The organism is Stenotrophomonas sp. AS012628 (assembly GCF_010608305.1).
GTDB classification, from domain to species: domain Bacteria; phylum Pseudomonadota; class Gammaproteobacteria; order Xanthomonadales; family Xanthomonadaceae; genus Stenotrophomonas; species Stenotrophomonas geniculata.
In genome coordinates, this window is the sequence record NZ_VMBJ01000007.1 from 1 (window position 1) to 19244 (window position 19244).

17 protein-coding genes are annotated in these 19244 nt (G+C 67.4%); 5 read left to right on the plus strand and 12 right to left on the minus strand.

Annotation, left to right across the window (positions count from 1 at the left end; genetic code table 11):
• Window positions 1–124 precede the first annotated feature (124 nt).
• The 3 genes from G5A07_RS05175 to G5A07_RS05185 form a co-directional block, all read right to left on the minus strand.
• Complete coding sequence (locus G5A07_RS05175; RefSeq protein ID WP_191862965.1) at window positions 125–1285, minus strand: MFS transporter; 1161 nt, start codon at window positions 1283–1285, stop codon at window positions 125–127.
• A gap of 225 nt (window positions 1286–1510) precedes the next feature.
• Window positions 1511–2260, minus strand: coding sequence for a TerC family protein (locus tag G5A07_RS05180; protein WP_043398043.1), 750 nt, complete (start codon window positions 2258–2260; stop codon window positions 1511–1513).
• A 32-nt stretch (window positions 2261–2292) separates the two neighbouring features.
• Window positions 2293–2688, minus strand: a complete 396-nt coding sequence (locus tag G5A07_RS05185; RefSeq protein ID WP_010481854.1) for a diacylglycerol kinase — start codon at window positions 2686–2688, stop codon at window positions 2293–2295.
• Window positions 2689–2901: 213 nt separating this feature from the next.
• On the opposite strand from G5A07_RS05185, the gene G5A07_RS05190 reads away from it, so the two are divergent.
• Window positions 2902–3603: an SGNH/GDSL hydrolase family protein gene (locus G5A07_RS05190; protein WP_125437488.1), complete on the plus strand. Its 702-nt coding sequence runs from the start codon at window positions 2902–2904 to the stop codon at window positions 3601–3603.
• Between the two features lie 134 nt (window positions 3604–3737).
• Here the strand turns inward: G5A07_RS05190 and G5A07_RS05195 are convergent, their stop codons facing one another.
• From G5A07_RS05195 to G5A07_RS05205, 3 genes are all read right to left on the minus strand, one after another.
• Window positions 3738–5009, minus strand: a complete 1272-nt coding sequence (locus G5A07_RS05195) for a HAMP domain-containing sensor histidine kinase (RefSeq protein ID WP_109815231.1) — start codon at window positions 5007–5009, stop codon at window positions 3738–3740.
• Window positions 5010–5164: 155 nt separating this feature from the next.
• Window positions 5165–5878, minus strand: a complete 714-nt coding sequence (locus tag G5A07_RS05200; RefSeq protein WP_002811889.1) for a response regulator transcription factor — start codon at window positions 5876–5878, stop codon at window positions 5165–5167.
• Between the two features lie 87 nt (window positions 5879–5965).
• On the minus strand, window positions 5966–6610 hold the full coding sequence (locus G5A07_RS05205) for an arylesterase (RefSeq protein ID WP_043398033.1): 645 nt from the start codon (window positions 6608–6610) through the stop codon (window positions 5966–5968).
• A 75-nt stretch (window positions 6611–6685) separates the two neighbouring features.
• Between G5A07_RS05205 and G5A07_RS05210 the strand changes: the two genes are divergently transcribed.
• Both G5A07_RS05210 and G5A07_RS05215 read left to right on the plus strand, forming a co-directional pair.
• Window positions 6686–7333, plus strand: a complete 648-nt coding sequence (locus G5A07_RS05210) for an ATP-binding cassette domain-containing protein (protein WP_010481858.1) — start codon at window positions 6686–6688, stop codon at window positions 7331–7333.
• Window positions 7330–9843 (plus strand): FtsX-like permease family protein, encoded by a 2514-nt coding sequence (locus G5A07_RS05215; RefSeq protein WP_191862966.1) that lies wholly within the window; start codon window positions 7330–7332, stop codon window positions 9841–9843. Before G5A07_RS05210 ends, G5A07_RS05215 begins: the two co-directional genes overlap by 4 nt.
• 107 nt (window positions 9844–9950) lie before the next feature.
• Here the strand turns inward: G5A07_RS05215 and G5A07_RS05220 are convergent, their stop codons facing one another.
• From G5A07_RS05220 to G5A07_RS05240, 5 genes are all read right to left on the minus strand, one after another.
• The gene (locus tag G5A07_RS05220; protein ID WP_191862967.1) at window positions 9951–10877 is read right to left on the minus strand and encodes a DUF6607 family protein; all 927 of its coding nucleotides are present in this window, start codon (window positions 10875–10877) and stop codon (window positions 9951–9953) included.
• Between the two features lie 73 nt (window positions 10878–10950).
• A complete protein-coding gene (locus G5A07_RS05225) occupies window positions 10951–11550 on the minus strand; it encodes a hypothetical protein (protein ID WP_043398020.1) in 600 nt (199 codons plus the stop codon).
• Between the two features lie 4 nt (window positions 11551–11554).
• Window positions 11555–13762 (minus strand): TonB-dependent hemoglobin/transferrin/lactoferrin family receptor, encoded by a 2208-nt coding sequence (locus tag G5A07_RS05230; protein WP_191862999.1) that lies wholly within the window; start codon window positions 13760–13762, stop codon window positions 11555–11557.
• A gap of 189 nt (window positions 13763–13951) precedes the next feature.
• Window positions 13952–14146, minus strand: a complete 195-nt coding sequence (locus G5A07_RS05235) for a hemin uptake protein HemP (protein ID WP_005412278.1) — start codon at window positions 14144–14146, stop codon at window positions 13952–13954.
• Window positions 14147–14438: 292 nt separating this feature from the next.
• Window positions 14439–15410: an aldo/keto reductase gene (locus G5A07_RS05240; protein ID WP_191862968.1), complete on the minus strand. Its 972-nt coding sequence runs from the start codon at window positions 15408–15410 to the stop codon at window positions 14439–14441.
• A 193-nt stretch (window positions 15411–15603) separates the two neighbouring features.
• On the opposite strand from G5A07_RS05240, the gene G5A07_RS05245 reads away from it, so the two are divergent.
• Together G5A07_RS05245 and G5A07_RS05250 are read left to right on the plus strand one after the other, a co-directional pair.
• Complete coding sequence (locus tag G5A07_RS05245; RefSeq protein WP_010481870.1) at window positions 15604–16902, plus strand: nucleoside transporter C-terminal domain-containing protein; 1299 nt, start codon at window positions 15604–15606, stop codon at window positions 16900–16902.
• 25 nt (window positions 16903–16927) lie between these two features.
• Complete coding sequence (locus G5A07_RS05250; protein ID WP_010481872.1) at window positions 16928–17893, plus strand: ribokinase; 966 nt, start codon at window positions 16928–16930, stop codon at window positions 17891–17893.
• 64 nt (window positions 17894–17957) lie between these two features.
• On the opposite strand, the gene G5A07_RS05255 is transcribed toward G5A07_RS05250, so the two are convergent.
• Window positions 17958–19178 carry an MFS transporter gene (locus tag G5A07_RS05255; RefSeq protein ID WP_049482036.1) on the minus strand — a complete coding sequence of 407 codons (1221 nt, stop codon included), beginning with the start codon at window positions 19176–19178 and terminating at the stop codon, window positions 17958–17960.
• Between the last annotated feature and the right edge of the window lie 66 nt (window positions 19179–19244).

Sequence of the window (19244 nt, forward strand, 5' to 3'; positions counted from 1 at the left end):
AGCCCCCTGGGACGGGTTTACGGCGTCCCCCGCCACCGGACCCGCCCCGCCATCCCTCAGTAGCCCAGCTTTTGACGTTGCCTCTGCGGGTGCAGGGCGCAGCCCTGCCGGAATCCAACACTCCTCAGCAAGCCTCAGCCACCGCAGTGCGCGGAGGCCCCAGCCATGCCAGCAGCAGGCCCGATGCCGCCAGCAGGCCACCGGCCACCGGAATTGCCGCGTAGCCCAGGCCCGAACTGATCACCGCACCGCCCAGCGCGGCACCCACGGCATTGCCCAGGTTGAACGCACCCACGTTGATCGACGACGCCAGGCCCGGCGCCTCGCTGGCCGCCTGCATCACCCGGATCTGCAGCGGCGGCACGATCGCAAAGGTTGCCGCGCCGAACAGCAGCACGCCCAGCGCCGCAGTAGCGTGGTGCATGAAGGCCAGTGGCAGCACGAACATGAGTACGGCCAGGACCGCCAGCAGGATGCGCGTGGCGCCATCCAGCGACCAGTCAGCCATGCGCCCGCCGATGCCGTTGCCGAAGGTGAAGCCGATACCGATCAGCGCCAGCGACATCGCGATGAAGGTATTGGAGGCACCGGTCAACTCGGTCAGCACCGGCGCCACGTAGGTGTAGAGGGTGAACATCGCGCCCGCGCCGAGCACCGTGGTGCCCATCGCCAGCAACACCTGCGGCTGCAGGATCGCCTTCAGTTCGCGGCGCACGTCCGGGCGCGGACCCGGCGCAGACGCCGGCAGCGCGAAGCCGAGCGCGGTGATCGCGACCAGGCCCAGCACCGCAGTCCCGGCGAAGGACAGGCGCCAGCCCAGCTGCTGGCCCACCCAGGTGGCCAGCGGCACGCCACCGATGTTGGCGATGGTCAGGCCCATGAACATGGTGGCCACGGCAGCAGCCTGCTTGTCCTTCGGCACAAGGCTGGCGGCGACCACCGCACCGATGCCGAAGAAGGCACCGTGATTGAGACTGGTGACCAGACGCGACAGCAGCAGCAGGCCGTAGTTCGGGGCCAGTGCCGAGAGCAGGTTGCCGACCACGAAGATCGACATCAGCAGCATCAGCGCGGTGCGCTTGCCGAACCGTCCCATCAGCAGCGTCATTACCGGGGCCCCCAGCATCACGCCCACGGCGTAGGCGGTGATCAGCATGCCGGCGGTGGGAATGCCCACGCCCACGCCGTCGGCGATGACTGGCAACAGGCCCATCGGCGCAAACTCGGTGGTTCCGATGGCGAAGGCGCCGACGGCAAGCGCCAGCAAGGCGGCTCTGGAATTCATGGGAGGTTTTCCTGGGGGCGGGAATCGGGAGTGCGTAGCCTGCGCGCTCTGCTGTTCCGGATTAAGCCTCGCCCCGGGAAAACACTGTTGATCCTGGTTCACAAGTGGCGGCAGCAACCCCGCTGCAGATGCAAAAACCGCAGCGCCGGTGTAGAACCGGGCCCCACAACGCAGAACCCCCGGCCAGGCCGGGGGTTCTGAGGGACGCACACGCCAGCAGCGCGCTTACCAGTTACCGGCGCCCGGCACATTGTGTTCGCGGGCGCGGCGGCGCATCAGCAGGTTCAGCCACTCCACCAGCACCGAGAAGCCCATGGCAGCGTAGATGTAGGGCTTGGGAATGTGCACATCCAGGCCATCCAGGATCAGCACCGCGCCGATCAGCAGGATGAAGGCCAGCGCCAGCATCTTCACCGTCGGGTTGGCATCGATGAAGCGGCCCAGCGGGTTGGCGGCCAGCAGCATCACCGCCACCGACAGCAGGATCGCGGCGACCATCACCGGGATGTGGTCGGCGATGCCGACGGCGGTGATCACCGAGTCCAGCGAGAACACGATGTCGATGACCGCGATCTGCGCAATCACGTAGCCGAACACGGCCGACGCCTTGGTGGTGCTGGGATCTTCATCCTCGCCGCCGCTGATCAGTTCCTTGATCTCCATGAAGCCCTTGATGATCAGGAACAGGCCGCCGACGATCAACACCAGGTCACGGATGGAGATGCCCATGCCGGCCACCGTGAACAGGTTGGCCGCCATGTGTGCCAGATACGCCAGCGACACCAGCAGGGCGATACGGGTGATGCAGGCCACCGCGATGCCGAGCTTGCGCGCGAACGGGCGGCGCTCTTCGGGCAGCTTGCTGACGGCGATGGAAATGAACACCAGGTTGTCGATGCCGAGCACGATTTCCAGTGCGCTCAGGGTGAACAGGGTCACCCAGGCATTGGGGTCGGCGAGGAACTCAAAGGACATGGAAACTCTTCAGGGCAGTGGGGGAATGGGGATCAGCCGTAATTGCCGGCCATTGCATGCGGGACCACGACCAGCGCCCAGCACAGAAGCACGTTCATCATCAGCACGAAGACCGCCGCCGAGCCCATGTCCTTGGCGCGGCCGGCCAGTTCATGGATCTCGCTGCCGTAACGTTCGATCACCGCTTCGATGGCCGAGTTGGCCAGTTCCATCGCCAGCACCAGCAGCATCGAGCCGATCAGCAGCGCGCGCTCGACCGGGGTCTGGCCCAGCCAGATCGCGACCGGGGTCAGCAGAATCAGCAGGTAGACCTCCAGCCGGAACGAGGACTCGTGCAGCCAGGCGGCGCGCAGGCCCTGCCAGGACCAGCGGGCGGCCTGGACGATGCGGCGCGGGCCGCGGGGCAGATGGCCGAACTGATCAGCCACGGGTGGAACATCCAGCAACAGGGGCGCGGCGCAGCGACCGCTCAGACGCACGGCAGGGAATCATGGGTGCACAGGGATAGGCAGATGGCCGCCATTTTGCCACAAGGCCGCCAGCCGCATCCCGGCACCGGCCCGGTGAATGGACTGCCAGGGGCAAGCCCCGGCCCGCCCCAGCTTCTATGATGGCTGTCCCCTTCCCTGCTGGAGCGCCTGATGTCCCGTCGCCGTACCTGCCTGCTGATGCTGGGCCTGCTGACCGCCGCCCCCCTGGCCCAGGCGCTGAGCCCGGCCAAGCCGCCGCGCGTGCCCGAGCAGGTCTCCAACGTGGCCTGGGCCGGCGACATGGCCCGCTTCGCCAGCGCCGACCAGGCCAGCCCGCCGCCGCGCGGTGGCATCGAGTTCATCGGCAGCTCCTCCATCCGCTTCTGGGAGAGCCTGGCCACCGACTTCCCCGGCCAGCCGGTGTTCAACCGTGGCTTCGGCGGTTCGGAAGTGCGCGACAGCACCTGGTATGCCGACCGCATCGTGGTGCCGTATGCGCCGTGCAAGGTGTTCTTCTACGCCGGTGACAACGACCTCAACAGCGGCCGCAGCGCCGTGCAGGTGCGCGACGATGTGGTTGCCTTCGTGCAGCGCGTGCACCGCGACCTGCCGAAGACCAGGGTCGAGTACCTGTCGATCAAGCCGAGCCCATCGCGTGCGCATCTGCTGCCGGCGATCAACGAGGCCAACGCGCTGATCAAGGCCGCCCTGGCCAAGCTGCCCAACACCGGTTTCACCGACGTCTACACACCCATGCTCGGCACCGATGGCCGGCCGGATGCGTCGCTGTTCCGCGAGGACATGCTGCACATGACCCCGGCCGGCTATGACATCTGGACCAAGGCACTGGCGCCGAAGGTCAACTGCAACTGAGGCGGACGGGCGCCGGAGGGCGCCACGCGCTCGCGCTCCGGTAGATGCCAACCTTGGTTGGCATAGGGCACCGGCGTGAATCCTGTTGAAAGCGCCGACCAAGGTCGGCATCTACCGAGGCAGCAGGTGCCGCGTCAGCGGAACACCACCGTGGCCTCGGTGCCCTGGCCTGGCTCGCTGGCCAGGCTGACCTTCCAGCCGAAGCGGTCGCACAGCCGGCGCACGATCGACAGGCCCAGGCCGGTGCCCTGCGGACGGCTCGGCTCGGCACGGTAGAACGGCTCGAAGGCCCGCGACAGCGCGTCGGCCGACATGCCGATACCGGTATCGCGCACCACCACCCGGTCGTTGTGCACCTGCACGTCGATGCGCCCTTCGTCGGTGTAGCTGCAGGCGTTGCGCACCAGGTTGCTGACCACCACCTGCAGCACCCGCGGCGGCGCATGCAGCTGCACCGGGCCATCGCTGTGCAGGTGCACCGACACCGGGCGCGTACCCAGCAGTTCGTTGGCGTTGTCCACTTCATAGCGGACGATGTCGTTGACGTCGAACAGCTCGACCTGGGGCTCGACGTCGGCCTCGCGTGCCAGGATCAGGAAGGCATCGATCACCGCCTCCATGTCACGGCCTGCACGCTGGATGCGCTGCAGGCTGCGGCGCAGGCGCGGCTCCAGGCTGTCATCGCCCAGTGCCATGTCGCTGGCGACGCGGATGACGGTCAGCGGTGTGCGCAGTTCATGGCTGGCGTCGCGGGTGAAATTGCGCTCGCGCGCCACATGCGCGCTGACCCGGTTGGCCAGCGAATGCAGTGCGGCCGCCAGCTGCCGGGTCTCGCCCTGCATGTCCGCCGGCAGCTTGTTCGGTTCCAGGTCGGCTGCCTCCGGGTGGCCCGGATCCCAGCGTGAGACGCGCCGCGCCAGCCAGTTCACCGGCGACACCAGGCGCTTGGAGGCCCGATAGGTCACCCAGCTGGCGCCATACACCGCCAGCAGGGTCAGCAGCACCGGCACGATGCCGAACCAGAACGCCAGCATCTCCGCGCGCGAACGCAGGAACACCAGGTACAGGCGGCCGGCCGGGCGCACATCGACCAGCACCAGCTGGTCGTCCTTGGGCAGTTCGTGGAAGCCGGGTTCCAGATTGCGCAGGTTGGCCGGCAGCGACAGGGCCGACTGCCCGCTTTCCAGCAGGTAGCCACGGATGTTCTGGGTGTTGGGTGGAGGCTGTACCGGCGAGGCCTCGTGCAGCGTCCAGAAGTACGCCGCCTCCTCGCGCAGGGCGGCGCCGACCAGGCTGTGCTTGATCACCAGCGAAACCAGCCACGCACCGAGCAGGATGCCCAGGCTGGCCAGCACTGCCTGCAGGATGAAAGCGATACGGATCTTGCGCGGCAGGCCGTGCGGCATTGCGGAGTCCCGGTCAGAGCGCTGCGATTATAGGCAGCGCACCGCGCCGTTGGGATGCACGGGCGATGACCGGCGGCACTGCCGGACGATCATCCCCTGCCCTTGTGCCGGGCCGCAGCCCGGCCCGGCCTGCGGCTGCACCGGCGCGGGCCTGCTCAGGCCATCGGCTGGGCGATGTCGGCAATGCGGTAGCCGGCACTCTGCACGGTATGCAGCAGCGGACGGTCGAACGGCTTGTCGATGATCTTGCGCAGGTTGTACAGATGGCTGCGCAGGGTGTCCGAATCCGGCAGGCCGTTGCCCCAGATCTCGCGTTCGATCTCCTGGCGGGTGACCACGCGCGGCGATTCGCGCATCAGGATGGTCAGCAGGCGCAGGCCGATCGGCGACAGCTGCAGCTCGGTACCGGCACGGGTGGCACGCATGCTGACCGGATCGAGCACCAGGTCGGCGACCTTGAGCACTTCCGACCCCACCTGGCGACGTTCGCGGCGGATCAGCGCGCGCAGGCGGGCTTCCAGCTCCTGGATCGCGAACGGCTTGGTCAGGTAGTCATCGGCGCCGAAACCGAGGCCGGTGAGCTTGTCGTCCAGCGTGTCGCGTGCCGTGAGCATCAGCACCGGGGTGGACTTGCGCGCATCGTTGCGCAGGCGACGGCACACTTCGATGCCATCCAGGCGCGGCAACATCAAGTCGAGCACCACGACGTCATAGCTGTTTTCCGCCGCAAGGCGGTAGCCATCCAGGCCGTCCTGTGCATAGTCGACTTCAAAGCCGCGACCTTCCAGGTATTCCCCGATCATCTCGGAGATGTTGCGGTTGTCTTCGACCACCAGCACCAAGCCGGAGGTCTCCTTCGTCTGACGCATGTGATTCCCTCTAACTTCAGCTTTGTGAAACATGCCGGATCGACGGTGGACGCGATGTGAAGTTCCGTCAAGAGGGAAGTAAATCGTTCAGAGCAGAGGGCGCAGCAGCGGCCAGACGTTGTCCAGCACCTTCGGCTGCGCCTGTGCGGTCGGGTGCAGGCCATCGGCCTGCATCATGCCCGGCTGCAGGGCCACGCCCTCCAGCAGGAACGGCAGCAGCGGCACCTTGTACTGCGTGGCCAGCGCCTTGTAGGCCGCGGCCAGGCGCTGGCGGTAGGCCGGGCCGTAGTTGGGCGGCACGTCGATGCCCAGCAGCAGCACCTTGGCCCCGGCCTTCTGGCTGGCCTGCACCATCTTTTCCAGGTTGCCCTGCACCTGCGCCGGGGTCAGTCCGCGCAGCGCGTCATTGCCGCCGAGGGCAATCACCACCACGGTCGGTTTTTCCTTCGCCAGCAGGCCCGGCAGGCGGGTCAGCGCGCCGGCGGTGGTTTCCCCGCTCATGCTGGCGTTGACGATGCGTGCCGGGGTTTTCGACTGCTGCCTGACCCGCTGCTGCAGCAGGCTGACCCAGCCGGCGTCGACGGGGATATTGTGGGCTGCACTGAGGCTGTCGCCCAGGACCAGCACGGTGCCGGCCGGACCTTTGGCACAGGCCAGCCCGGGCAGCAGCAGGAACCCTAGCAGCAGCACCATCATCACGCCGGCTCGCCGGCTCCATCCCGTCTTGCGCATTGGAGTCTCCTCATCGACAGCCTGTCCCCCCGCAGCGCGTCCGTTGCCATCGCCGTCGACCAGGTCGGCAAATCCGTGCAGGGCCCGGAGGGTGAAGTCCACATACTGGACAACATCACCCTGACCGTCCATGAAGGCACCAGCGCGGCCATCGTCGGCGCCTCCGGTTCCGGCAAGACCACCCTGCTCGGCCTGCTGGCCGGGCTGGACCTGCCCAGCCGCGGCCGCATAGGCCTGGCCGGGCAGGATCTGGCGGCACTGGATGAGGAAGCACGTGCCCAGCTGCGCGCACGTGAGGTCGGTTTCGTGTTCCAGAGCTTCCACCTGCTGCCGGCGCTGACCGCCGCCGAGAACGTGGCGCTGCCACTGGAGCTGGCCGGGCGCGAGGACCGCGTACGGGTCGATGAAGTGCTGGCCCAGGTCGGCCTGGCCCATCGCGCCCGCCACTACCCGCGCCAGCTGTCCGGCGGCGAGCAGCAGCGCGTGGCACTGGCGCGCGCCTTCGTCACCCGCCCACGCATCCTGTTCGCCGACGAACCGACCGGCTCGCTGGACCACGCCACCGGCCAGCACATCAGCGACCTGCTGTTCGAACTCAACGCGAGCAGCGGCACCACGCTGGTGCTGGTCACCCACGACCTGCGCCTGGCCCAGCGTTGCCAGTACATCCACCGCATCGACAACGGCCGCCTGCTGCCGGTCGAGCGTGGGGCGCAGGCATGAACCTGCTGCGGCACGCGTGGCGCGCGCTGCGCCGCGAGGCGCTGGCCGGCGACCTGCTGACCGTGTTCGCCGCACTGGTGCTGGGCGTGGCAGTGATGACCGCAGTCGGCACGCTGGTGAACCGGGTCAACCTGGCACTGACCGGCAGCGCAGCGGAAATGCTCGGCGGTGACCTCGGCATTGCCGGGCGCGATGACCCGCCGCAGGCGTTCGCCGACGAGGCGCAGCGGCGTGGACTGGCCTTCACCCGTATCGCCAGCTTCGGCAGCGTGCTGTTCAACGGTGATGCCAGCCAGATGGCCAGCATCAAAGCGGTGCAGGCGGGCTATCCACTGCGCGGCACGCTGCGGGTGCGCAGCACGCCCGGTGGCGCGCTGATCGCCGAGGCCGGCATGCCCCCCAAGGGCCAGGCCTATGCCGACCCGCGCCTGCTGCAGGGGCTGGGGCTGAAGGCCGGCGATGACCTCGAATTCGGCGCCGGCACGCTGCGTATCGCCGGCATCATCGAGGCCGAGCCGGATGCCGGTGGCGACCTGTTGACCCTATCCCCCACCCTGCTGGTCAACCGTGCTGACGTGGAGGGCACCGGCCTGCTCGGCCCCGGCAGCCGCATCAACTACCGGCTGATGTTTGCGGGACCGGCGGGGCAGATCGCGTCCCTGCGCGAGTGGCTGCTGCCACAGGTGAAGGGCCTGCGCCTGCTGAGCGTGGATGACACCCAGCGCGGCGTGCGCCAGGCCTTCGACCTGGCCGGCCGCTTCCTCGGCCTGAGCGCGCTGCTGGCGGTGCTGCTGGCGGGCGTGGCCACCGCATTGGCGGCCAACCGCTTCGCCCTGCGCCGCATCGACCAGGTGGCGATCCTGCGCTGCCTCGGTGCGCGCCAGCGCGACATCCTGCTCGGCCTGGCACTGCAGCTGCTGATGCTGGCAGTACCGGCCTGTGCGCTTGGCATCGGCCTGGGCATGGCCGCCCAGGAAGGGCTGGTACAGGTGCTGGGCAGCCTGGTGCCGCAGCGCCTGCCACTGCCGGAGGCAATGCCGGCGCTGACCGGTGCCGGCATCGGCCTGTTGCTGCTGTTCGGCTTCGGCCTGCCACCGCTGCTGCGCCTGCGCGGGGTGCCGCCAATGCGCGTACTCAACCGTTCCTTCGCCACGCTGCCACCGGCCTCGCTGCTGGCCTATGTGGCCGCGCTGGGGGCCAGCCTGGTGCTGGCGGTGCAGGTCACGGGTGACCTCAAGCTGGCGCTGTGGGTACTGGGTGGCCTGGCCGCGCTGGCGGTGGCGGCCGGTGTGGTCGGATTTGTGCTGCTGCAGTTGATGCGCAGCCTGCAGCATCGCCTGCATGGCAACTGGCGACTGGGCCTGGCCGCACTCACCCGGCGCCGGCTGCTGGCGGTGATGCAGCTGGTCGGGCTGTCGCTGTCGCTGTGCGCGCTGTTGCTGCTGGCCGTGACCGGCCCCGGCCTGCTGCAGCAGTGGCGCGAGCGGCTACCGGCAGACACACCCAACTACTTCCTGATCAACATCCAGCCCGAACAGCGCGACAGCGTGCTGGCAACACTGCGTGGGCTGGGTGCCAATGACGCCAGCATCGAACCAATGGCCACCGGGCGCCTGATCGCCATCAACGGCAAGCCGCCGCTGCGCGTGGATCGCGAGCCCGGACAGGACGGGCAACCGGCGCAGGGCGGCCAGCGCGATGACGATGACGAGAACCGGCCGTTGAACTTCAGCTGGCGCAGCACCTTCCCGCCGGCCAATACGCTGGTCAATGGCACGTTCTGGAAGCCGGACAGCACCGCTGCCGAGGCATCCGTGGAGATCGGCTGGGCCAAGCGCTACGGCGTGTACCCCGGTGACCGCATCACCATTGCGGTGGGCGAGCAGGAACGCGAGTTCACTGTCACCAGCGTGCGAAAGGCGGACTGGAACACCTTCCGCCCGAACTTCTTCGTGCTGCTGAACCCGAATGCGGTGGGCGACACGCCGCACAACCTGCTGTCGGCGTTCCATCTGCCGGCCGGCAAGGCAGCCGGACTGGGCGAGCTGGTCCGCGCGCAGCCGAACCTGTCGCTGCTGGACGTGGATGCGGTGATCTCGCAGGTGCGCGATGTGATGGAACGGGTGGCACAGGCGGTGCAGCTGGTGATGGTGTTCAGCCTGCTGGCCGGCGTACTGGTGCTGCTGGCCGCGCTGCAGGCCACGGCGGGCGAGCGTCGCTACGACAGCGCGGTGCTGCGCACGCTGGGCGCGACCCGGCGGCAGCTGCGCGGCGCGGTGCTGGTGGAATTCGGCGCGCTGGGCACCCTGGCCGCGTTGCTGGCGGTGGGGGCGGCGGCCGCCATCGGTGTGGCGGTCTCGCAGAAGGTGTTCGAGCTGCCGTTGCTGCCGCCGTGGCCGGGCCTGCTGATCGGCGGCGTGGTCGGTATCGGGTTGAGCCTGCTGGCGGGCTGGTGGGGTACGCGGGCGATCCTGCATACGCCACCGGCACTGGCCCTGCGCGAGGCCTGAGGCGGCGCTGGACCGGGGCGCGTGCCGAGCAAGCTCGGCACCTACCAAGAGCACATGACGGCGTTGCCAGTGTTCAAGGAACAAGCACATCCACGCATGGCGTGGATCTACTGGGCTTTTTCCACGTACTTGGCGAACACGTCGTCGATCTGCGTGTCCTTCACCTTCTTGCCGGACTGGATTTCTTCGGCCTGGGTGAACAGCGGAATGATCATCGCCATGCCGTCGATCCTGGTCTTCAGGTGCACGCCCGGGGCCTGGGCCAGGAAACCGTCCCAGCGCTGGCGCACCTTGGCCCAGTAACCGGCAGTCGCCTTCCAGTAGTCGCGCGCCGGGGTGAAGTCGATCTCGGTGGTCTTCACGTAGTCGTTGAAGCCGAACTCGCGTGCGATCTCCACCTGGCTGCCGTCGGCGTTGCGCTGCACCTTGGTGTTGAACTGTTCGTGGGTCCAGCCGTTCGGGGTCAGCGTGTGGCGGTTGATCACGGCCAGCGCGTTGTAGTCGCTGCGCTTGGTGTACTCACGGCGCGGCAGCGGGCGCCAGCTCAGGTCGCTGGTCCAGCTCGGCACGTTGTTGGTGTAGCTCCAGGTGCCCGTGCCGCAGTAGCGCGGTGCGTCGCTCACTTCGTACACGCACTGGGTCCACGCACCCTGGTTCACCGCCGCCGGAATGCTGCGCACCTTCCAGGTCTGGTCTGCACTGAACTCGAAACGGTTCGGTGCTTCATACACCCAGTCCTGGCGCCAGTGCTTGGTGATGTGGCCGCTCTTCTCGTCCAGCAGCAGGTGCTGCAGCACGATGCGCTTCGGCGTGTCCTCGACCACGATGACCACTTCGCTGCCACCGCTGCGCATCGCCGGTGCACGCTCGTAGCCCGTCTTCAGCAGCACGGTCTCGTCGAACGCGAAGTCCACGGTGTACTCACCCTGCATGGCAAGGATGCTGTCGTGGTCGCGGGCGATATCGGAGGGCTGCGCGCTGGCCACGCCGCTGGCGGCGAGCAGCAGCATGGCGCTGGCTGTCTGGAGCTTCATCGGGGTCTTCCTTCGGGGGTGCAGATTCATTGAGGGGCCATCCGTGGCCAACGGGCGTTCCATCAGGAGAGGGTCACAGGCGGATCAGCGGCAGGTCGCCGGGAATCCGTGGCGCCTGGCGCCGGGCGGCGTCGGCACAACAACAGTCGTCGATTGCCAGTTCGCCTTCAGCGTTTTCCAGGCGTGCGATGCGGCGGGCGGTGGCCGCGCCCAGCGAGGACAGGGTCGACAGGCTGGCCGCCAGGGTGCGCCCGTCGTCGGCGGCATGCAGGCGCAGCGCGCACAGGCGCCAGCGCTGGCCACCGAGATGGCCGGCCAGGCGCCGCCACAGTCGTTCGCCGACGCTGCCATCGCTGTCGTGTTCCGGTCCCGGCGGCAGCGCCGCGACCAGGCGGTCCCAGGCCAGGAAGTCGCTGTCGGGCAGCAGGTACAAACGCCACACGCAGCGGCCGCGGCCATCGAGGAAACACAGGCTCTCGCGCAGGCCTTCACTGTCCACGCCCTGGCAGGCGTGCACGCGTACGGCCTGGCGCCAGCCACCCAGCTCGTTGCCGTCGGCGTGGTACAGGCACAACACGGTGCCGAGCGTGGCCAGCTGTGCCGGGGTCGGCCAGGCCGCGCTGTGCGGCGCGGCGATGGAGTCATTCCTGCGTGCGGACAGTGCTCGGCTCATGAGGTCACCAGGAAACGGCAAGGCTGGCGGAGAAGGTGCGGCCCGGGCTGCTGAAACGATCGCTCAGTGCGCGATTGGTGATCAGGCTCGGGGTGATCGACGACCATTCGATGTAGCGCTTGTCGGCCAGGTTGAACACGCCGACATTGAAGGTTGCACCCGGTGCGAAGTTCCAGTGCGCCATCAGGTCGAGCACGCCATAGCCGGCCGGCTGGTAGACGAAGGGTGCCGGTGCGTTCGGATTGGTCTGCGCAGCAGGCGGCGGCAGGCGCTTCTTGCGCTGCACGAAGGTGCCGGCCAGTTCGACGCCCCAGGTATCGGTGTCGTACATCAGGCCCAGCGTGCCACGCAGCGGATCGACCGAGGCCAGCGGTTCGTCATCGGTCCGGTTGTCACCACGCGACCATGCCAATGCACTGCGCAGCGCCCAGCCCTTCAGCGCCGGGCTGAGCTCGCCGAACTCGATGCCGGCCTTCATTTCCGCGCCATAGATGCGTGCTTCGGCGATGTTCTGCGACTGGAACACGGTCAAACCCTGCGCGTTGCGGCCGGTATCGACGTTGGACTGGATGAAATCCTTGTAGTCGTTGTAGTAGCCGCTGACGCTGACGTACGCCGCCGGCGCGATGAAGCGCAGGCCCAGTTCGTAGCCGTCGCTGGTTTCCGGCTTCAGGTCCGGATTGGCGATGGCGGTATAGCGGAAGGCGACATTGGTCAGGCCGATGTTGACGTCGTTGTACGGCGGCGAACGGAAGCCACGCGCATAACCGGCGAACAGCGACCACTGGTCGGTGAAGCGCCAGACCATGCCCAGCTTCGGCGACACGCTGGTCTTCTTCAGCTGCGCCACGGCCGTGGTCGGGTTGTCTTCGGCGAAGATGCTGTCCACTTCCGGCTTCAGCTCGTAGCGGTCCACGCGCACGCCCGGCACCAGCGACAGCTTGCCGTCGGCCAGGCGCATCTCATCCTGTGCATACAGGCCCAGCTCGGTGGTCTTGCTGATCGGGAAGTCACGCACCGGGAAGGTGTCCGGCAGCACCGTGTTGCTGACCACGCCCGCCTTGCTGACCTGGTAGCCGTCGCGCTTCTGGCGGATCTCGGTACGGGTGCCTTCGAAACCGTAGGTCACTGCGTGCTCGACGCTGCCGGTGGTGAACGCCTTGTTGAACTGCGCCTGCAGGCCATAGGCATGCTGGTCGAAGGAGAACACGCGGTGGCGGCGGGTGCCGTCGGTGCGCGTTTCGTCGGTCTGCTGCCGGGTTTCGCTGTTCTGCGCGTACACCTGCCAGTGCAGGCTGTCGGCGAACGGCTGGTCCAGCGCATCCATTTCGTGGGCGAAGGACACTCGATTGCGCTTCTGGGTGTCGTGGGACTTCATGCCAGTGGCCGCAGCCGTCGCGCCGGGACGCGGCGCAACACTGGCAATCGCCGACAGCACATTGGTATCGGTGGTGTCTTCGTTGCCTTCCACGGTCAGGCGGAAGCGCTGGTCCTCGCTCGGTGCATAGACCAGCTTGCTGAGCAGGCTGCGGCCGTCGCGATCCTGCGGATTGGACGCGGTGCGGGTGTCGTTGTCGCTGCGCACCGTGCCCTTGTTGTCGGTTTCCTGGCCCTGGTGGTGGTTGACGTTGACCAGGCCGCTCCAGTGGTCACCACCAAAGGCCGCCGTGGCACCGCCAAGCAGGCCCTTCCACTCACCGTCGTAGCCGAACTTCAGGCCGAAGTAGCTGTTCTTGCCGTCCTTGAGGTAGTCGGCCGGGTCCTTGGTCACGAACGCGACCACGCCGCCCAGTGCATCGGAGCCGTACAGCGAGCTGGCCGGGCCACGCACGATCTCGACGCGCTTGAGCGTATCGAGGTCGGTGAAGTTGCGGTTGGAACTGGCGAACGAACCGATGTCGAACCGGGTCGGCATGACGATGCCGTCGGTCTGGATGCGCACGCGGTTGCCGTCCAGGCCACGGATGCGGAAACCATCCAGGCCGAAGCGGGTCGCGCTGCGGGTGACCGACAGGCCCGGTTCGTAGCGCACCAGATCCTTGATGTCCTGCACCAGGTGCCGGTCCATCTGCTCACGGTCGATGACGTCCACGGTGGCCGCCACGTCGCTCACGGCCCGCTCGGTGCGGGTGGCGGTGACCTGCACCCGATCGAATTCGCGCGCATCGGGTGCGGCAGTGGCAGCAGCGTGGGCGGACAGCGGCAGCGCCATCCAGACAGCAAGGCAAAGGGCGGAATGGCGGGTCATCGGGTTCGTTTGGTCAGGCAGGGGAACCCCCGGTTACCGGCACACCCGGAAGGTGCACGCGGTAGACCGAGGGGGAGAGAGCAGGAGCGGACGGGTCGCCCACCCTGTCGGCGCTGCCGGCAGGAGGGAGGGAGGCGGGCGACCAGGCCGCGATTACTTGGTCAGGATCAGCTTGTCGTTGCTGGTGTGCCGCAGGCGATAGAAGCGGTCGCCGTGCTGGATCAGGATTTCACGACGGCCCTTGAGCAGGGCTTCGCTGTCGATGACCTCTTCCGGCGGAACGACGCGGACCGGTCGATCGCGGAGGGTCAGCGTTTCGGGGCGCAGCAGTACAGGTTGAGCATTCATGAGCATCTGGACTCGTGCGAGGGACGAGTTAAATGATAATGATTCTCAGTTGACAATCAACAACCATTCTCAATTTCATTGATCAGATTAATGATCGAATCCGGAAATTCGATAGCTTTTGTCAATCAAATAGCGGCGTAGATGTGTAGAGTCGACTGTTAGTCGACTGCTGTTGCTCGAAGCAGTCGTTTATTCGAAGCAGTCGACTAACAGTCGACTCTACCGATCCCGTTCCCGATCCCTCGGCCGAGCCGACCTGGCCGAGGCCCCAGGCCCGGTCGGCCCCCGGGGTTCAGGCGAAGACGGCTTCGACCTGGGCCCAGCCGGCGGCGTCGACCTGCTCCAGCACGTCCAGTGCCTGCAGGTTCTGCAGCAGCTGGCTGACCCGGCTGGCGCCGAGGATCACGCTGGAGACATTCGGGTTGCGCAGGCACCAGGCAATCGCCAGCGTGGCCGGGGCCTGGCCCAGCGCGCGCGCGACTTCGCTGAAACGGCGCACCTGACCCAGGCGGGCCCCGGCGTCGGCCCCCAGCACCAGGTCCTGCAACCACTCCATGCCTTCGCGCCCCAGCCGTGCATCGGCCGGGATGCCCTGGTCGTACTTGCCGGTGAGCAGGCCTGAGGCCAGCGGCGAGAAGATGGTGGTGCCCAGGCCGGTACCGGCATACAGCGGCGCGTACTCGACCTCGACCCGCTCGCGGTGCAGCAGGTTGTACTGCGGCTGCTCCATCGACGGGCCCTGCAGGTTGCGCGCCTCGGCGATGTCCAGCGCCTGCTGGATCTGCGCCGCCGGCCACTCCGAGGTGCCCCAGTAAAGGATCTTGCCCTGCCGTACCAGGGTATCCATGGCGTGCACGGTCTCGGCGATCGGCGCGTCCGGATCCGGGCGGTGGCAGTAATAAAGGTCCAGGTAGTCCACCCGCAGGCGCTTGAGTGCAGCGTGGCAGGCGTCGGTCACGTGCTTGCGCGACAGTCCGCGCTGGGTCGGTCGCGGGTCCTTGGCGCTGCCGAAGAACACCTTGCTGGACACGCAGAAGCCGTCGCGCGGCAGGCGCAGGTCGGTGATCACGTCCCCCATGACCTGTTCGGCACGGCCGTTGGCATAGCCCTCGGCGTTGTCGAAGAAATTGACGCCATGATCCCAGGCGGCGGCCACCAGGTTGCGGGCCTCATCGCGCGGAACCTGATCGCCGAAGGTCACCCAGGCGCCGAAGGACAAGGCGGAAATCGGCAGGCCGGTGGAGCCCAGGCGACGGTATTGCATGCGAATCTCCTGCTGCGGGCCCGCATCCGGGCCGGGATCAAACCCCATTCTACCTGCCGCCGCCAGCCGCAAGCCCTTGCCGTTGCTGGCCTGATCGGCACCGATGGCCGCGCACACGCTGCTTTTTCTTGCCCCGGCCCCTGCCCTGCACTAGGCTTCCCGTTTTTCGCGACGCCCCAGGGGAGTCACTCACATGGTCGAAGGTTTGGGCAGGATCGGCTTCGGCCTGTTCGGGTTGGCGGTGCTGATCGGCATCACCTGGTTGTTTTCCAATAACAAGCGCGCGGTTGACTGGAAGCTGGTTGCCACCGGTATCACCCTGCAGATCGCCTTTGCGGCGCTGGTGATCCTGGTGCCGGGCGGGCGCGACGTGTTCGACGCGCTGGGCAAGGGCTTCGTCAAGATCCTCAGCTACGTCAACGAGGGCTCGGGCTTCATCTTCGGCTCGTTGATGGACACCAAGAATTACGGCTTCATCTTTGCCTTCCAGGTGTTGCCGACCATCATCTTCTTCTCTGCACTGATGGGGGTGATGTACCACCTCAACATCATGCAGGGCATCGTGCGCGTGATGGCCTGGTCGATCACCAAGGTGATGCGCGTGTCGGGTGCGGAAACCACCAGCGTCTGCGCCAGCGTCTTCATCGGCCAGACCGAGGCGCCGCTGACCGTGCGCCCGTACATCGCCAGGATGACCCAGTCCGAGCTGCTGACCATGATGATCGGCGGCATGGCACACATCGCCGGTGGCGTGCTGGCGGCCTACGTGGGCATGCTCGGCGGCGGTGATCCGGCGCAGCAGGCCTTCTATGCCAAGCACCTGCTGGCGGCCAGCATCATGGCGGCCCCGGCCACCCTGGTCGTGGCCAAGCTGCTGATCCCGGAAACCGGCACCCCGCTGACCCGCGGCACGGTGAAGATGGAAGTCGAAAAGACCTCCAGCAACATCATCGACGCGGCCGCTGCCGGCGCCGGTGACGGCCTGAAGCTGGCGCTGAACATCGGTGCGATGCTGCTGGCCTTCATCGCTCTGATCGCGCTGTTGAACGCACCGCTTACCTGGATTGGCGATGTGACCGGCCTGGCCGCTGCCATCGGCAAGCCGACCAACCTGTCGACCATCTTCGGTTACGTACTGGCCCCGATCGCCTGGGTGATCGGCACCCCGTGGGCCGATGCCACCACCGTCGGTTCGCTGATCGGCCAGAAGGTCGTGATCAACGAGTTCGTGGCCTACACCGAGCTGTCGCAGATCGTGAACGGCCAGATCGCCGGCGTGAGCCTGTCCGAGGAAGGTCGCCTGATCGCTACCTACGCGCTGTGCGGCTTCGCCAACTTCAGCTCGATCGCGATCCAGATCGGCGGCATCGGCGGGCTGGCCCCGGAACGTCGCCACGACCTGGCCAAGTTCGGCCTGCGCGCCGTGCTGGGCGGTACCATTGCCACCTTCATGACGGCGACCATCGCCGGCGTGCTGACGCACTTCAGTTGAACCCTTGGTTGAGAAAAGATTCCCTATGAGCAGCAGTGTCGTTGTCGTCGGTTCCTTCAATGTCGATCACGTGTGGCGATGCGAGTCGCTGCCGGCACCGGGTGCGACCATTGCCGGCCGTTACAGCACCGGCCCCGGTGGCAAGGGCTTCAACCAGGCCGTGGCGGCCTGCCGCGCCGGTGCCGACACCCACTTCGTGTGCGCGCTGGGCGACGACGCCGGTGGCGCCACCGCCCGTGAGCTGGCCGCGCAGGACGGCTTCGGTCTGATCGCCGAAGCCAGCAGCGAACCGACCGGCACCGCCGGCATCTATGTGGACGCGCGCGGCCGCAACACCATCGTGATCGGCCCGGGTGCCAACGCCGCGCTGAGCACCGACTTCCTGCAACAGCAGCAGGCGCTGCTGACCGGCGCCAAGGTGGTGCTGGTGCAGCTGGAATCGCCGGTGCAGACCATCGAAGCGGCACTGGCCACGGCCCGCGAGGCCGGCGTCACCACCGTGCTCAACACCGCACCGGCCGATGCCCCCTCCACCATCGGCCTGCTCAAGCTGGCCGATGTGATCACCCCGAACGAGACCGAGTTCGCCGCCCTGCTCGGCCGTCATGTCGGTGAGCGCGTGGATGCCAACGACGTCGCCGCGCTGGATGGCGCCAGCCTGCACGCGCTGTGCCGCAAGCTGGTCGGCAACGGCACGGTGGTGGTGACCCTGGGTTCGGTGGGCGTGTTCGTGTCGCATGCCGACGAGAACCTGCGCGGCGATACCCAGCCGTACTACCGCGTAGGTGCCGAACAGGTGCAGGCGATCGACACCACCGGCGCCGGCGACGCCTTCAACGGTGCGCTGGCCGCATCGCTGGCACAGGTGGCCGACGCCCCGTTCGCCCGTCACGTGCGCTTCGCCAACCAGTTCGCCGGTCGTTCGACCGAGAAGGAAGGTGCCGCTGCGGCAATGCCGCGTTTCACCCCGGCCGACGCCGAAGCAAAGTAATTCCACGCCATGCGTGGATGAAGAAGCCCGGGTGTGCAGACACCCGGGCTTTTCTGTTTGCTTTTCAATGAGGCAGATCCACACCATGCGTGGATGAACGAGACCGCGCAAGCCATCCCAGCAACAGGCCAGCGGCAATCGCCAGCAACGCGACGGCCGCGCCCACCGCGCCCAGCGATGCCAGGCCGAAGCGTTCGATGGCCCCACCTCCCAGCAGCGCACCCAGGCCGATGCCGGCGTTGGCCGCAGACACATTCAAGGTTCCGGCCAGCGCCTGTGCCTGGGGCGCTGCACGCATCACCCGCACCTGGCACAGCGGGAACAATGCGGTATGCGCCACACCCCACAGGACCAATGCGATGAGCACGAATGCGCCGTGGCCGGCCAGCCCGACACTGGCCAGCATGCCCAGCGCCAGCACCGCGCAGAACACCAGGGTCGCGCCCAGGGGCGCACGATCGACCCAGCGCCCACCCAGTGCATTGCCGAGCAGTCCCACGGCGCCGAAGCCCATCAACCACCAACCCACCTGTGCCGCCGGTACCCGCATCAGCCGCTCCAGTACATCGGCCAGGTAGGTGTAGGCAGCAAACATCGCGGTGAACACCAGCACCGACAGCAGCACATGGCCCAGCAACTGCGGCTGGCGCAGTACACGTGCCTGCTCGCCCAGCGCGCGCCGCGGCCCGGCCACGGTGTCCGGCATCCACAACGCCAGCGCGCCCGCCATCAACAGCGACAGGGCCGCCAACAGCCAGAAGCTGCCGCGCCAACCGAGGGCGTCGGCGGCCAACGTCCCCAGTGGAATACCGAACAGCATTGCGGCGGTGATACCCAGGTAGACCCGCGCGACCGCACGGCCTCCCTGCCCTGCAGGAGCCAGCTGCACAGCAGTCTCGCTGGCGGTGCCCCAGAACACCGGCAGGGCCAGTGCCGGCAGCACCCGCGCCAGCGCCAGCAGCCACGGCTGCGTGGCCATCGCGGCCAGCGCGTTGGAAGCCGCGAACAACAGCAGGATGACCACGAACAGGCGGCGCCGGCCGACGTGTGACAGCAGCGCGGTCAAGGGTGGCCCGGCCAGCATCACGGTGAACGCGAACAAGGTGACCAGCTGCCCCGCTCGGGCGATGCCCAGGCCAAGGTCGCGCGCCAGCGCGGGCAACAGGCCGACGATCAGGAACTCGGTGGTGACGATGACGAAGGCGGACACCGCCAGCAGGACGACTGAAAGACGTGCGCGAGCGTTTGCGTGGACAGCGGTCACGGCGGAATCAAGGGAGGACATGGGCGGGCATCAGAACAGGGGTCGCCAGCCTATTTCCTCCGTGAGTTCCGATTGCTGCTATGTTTT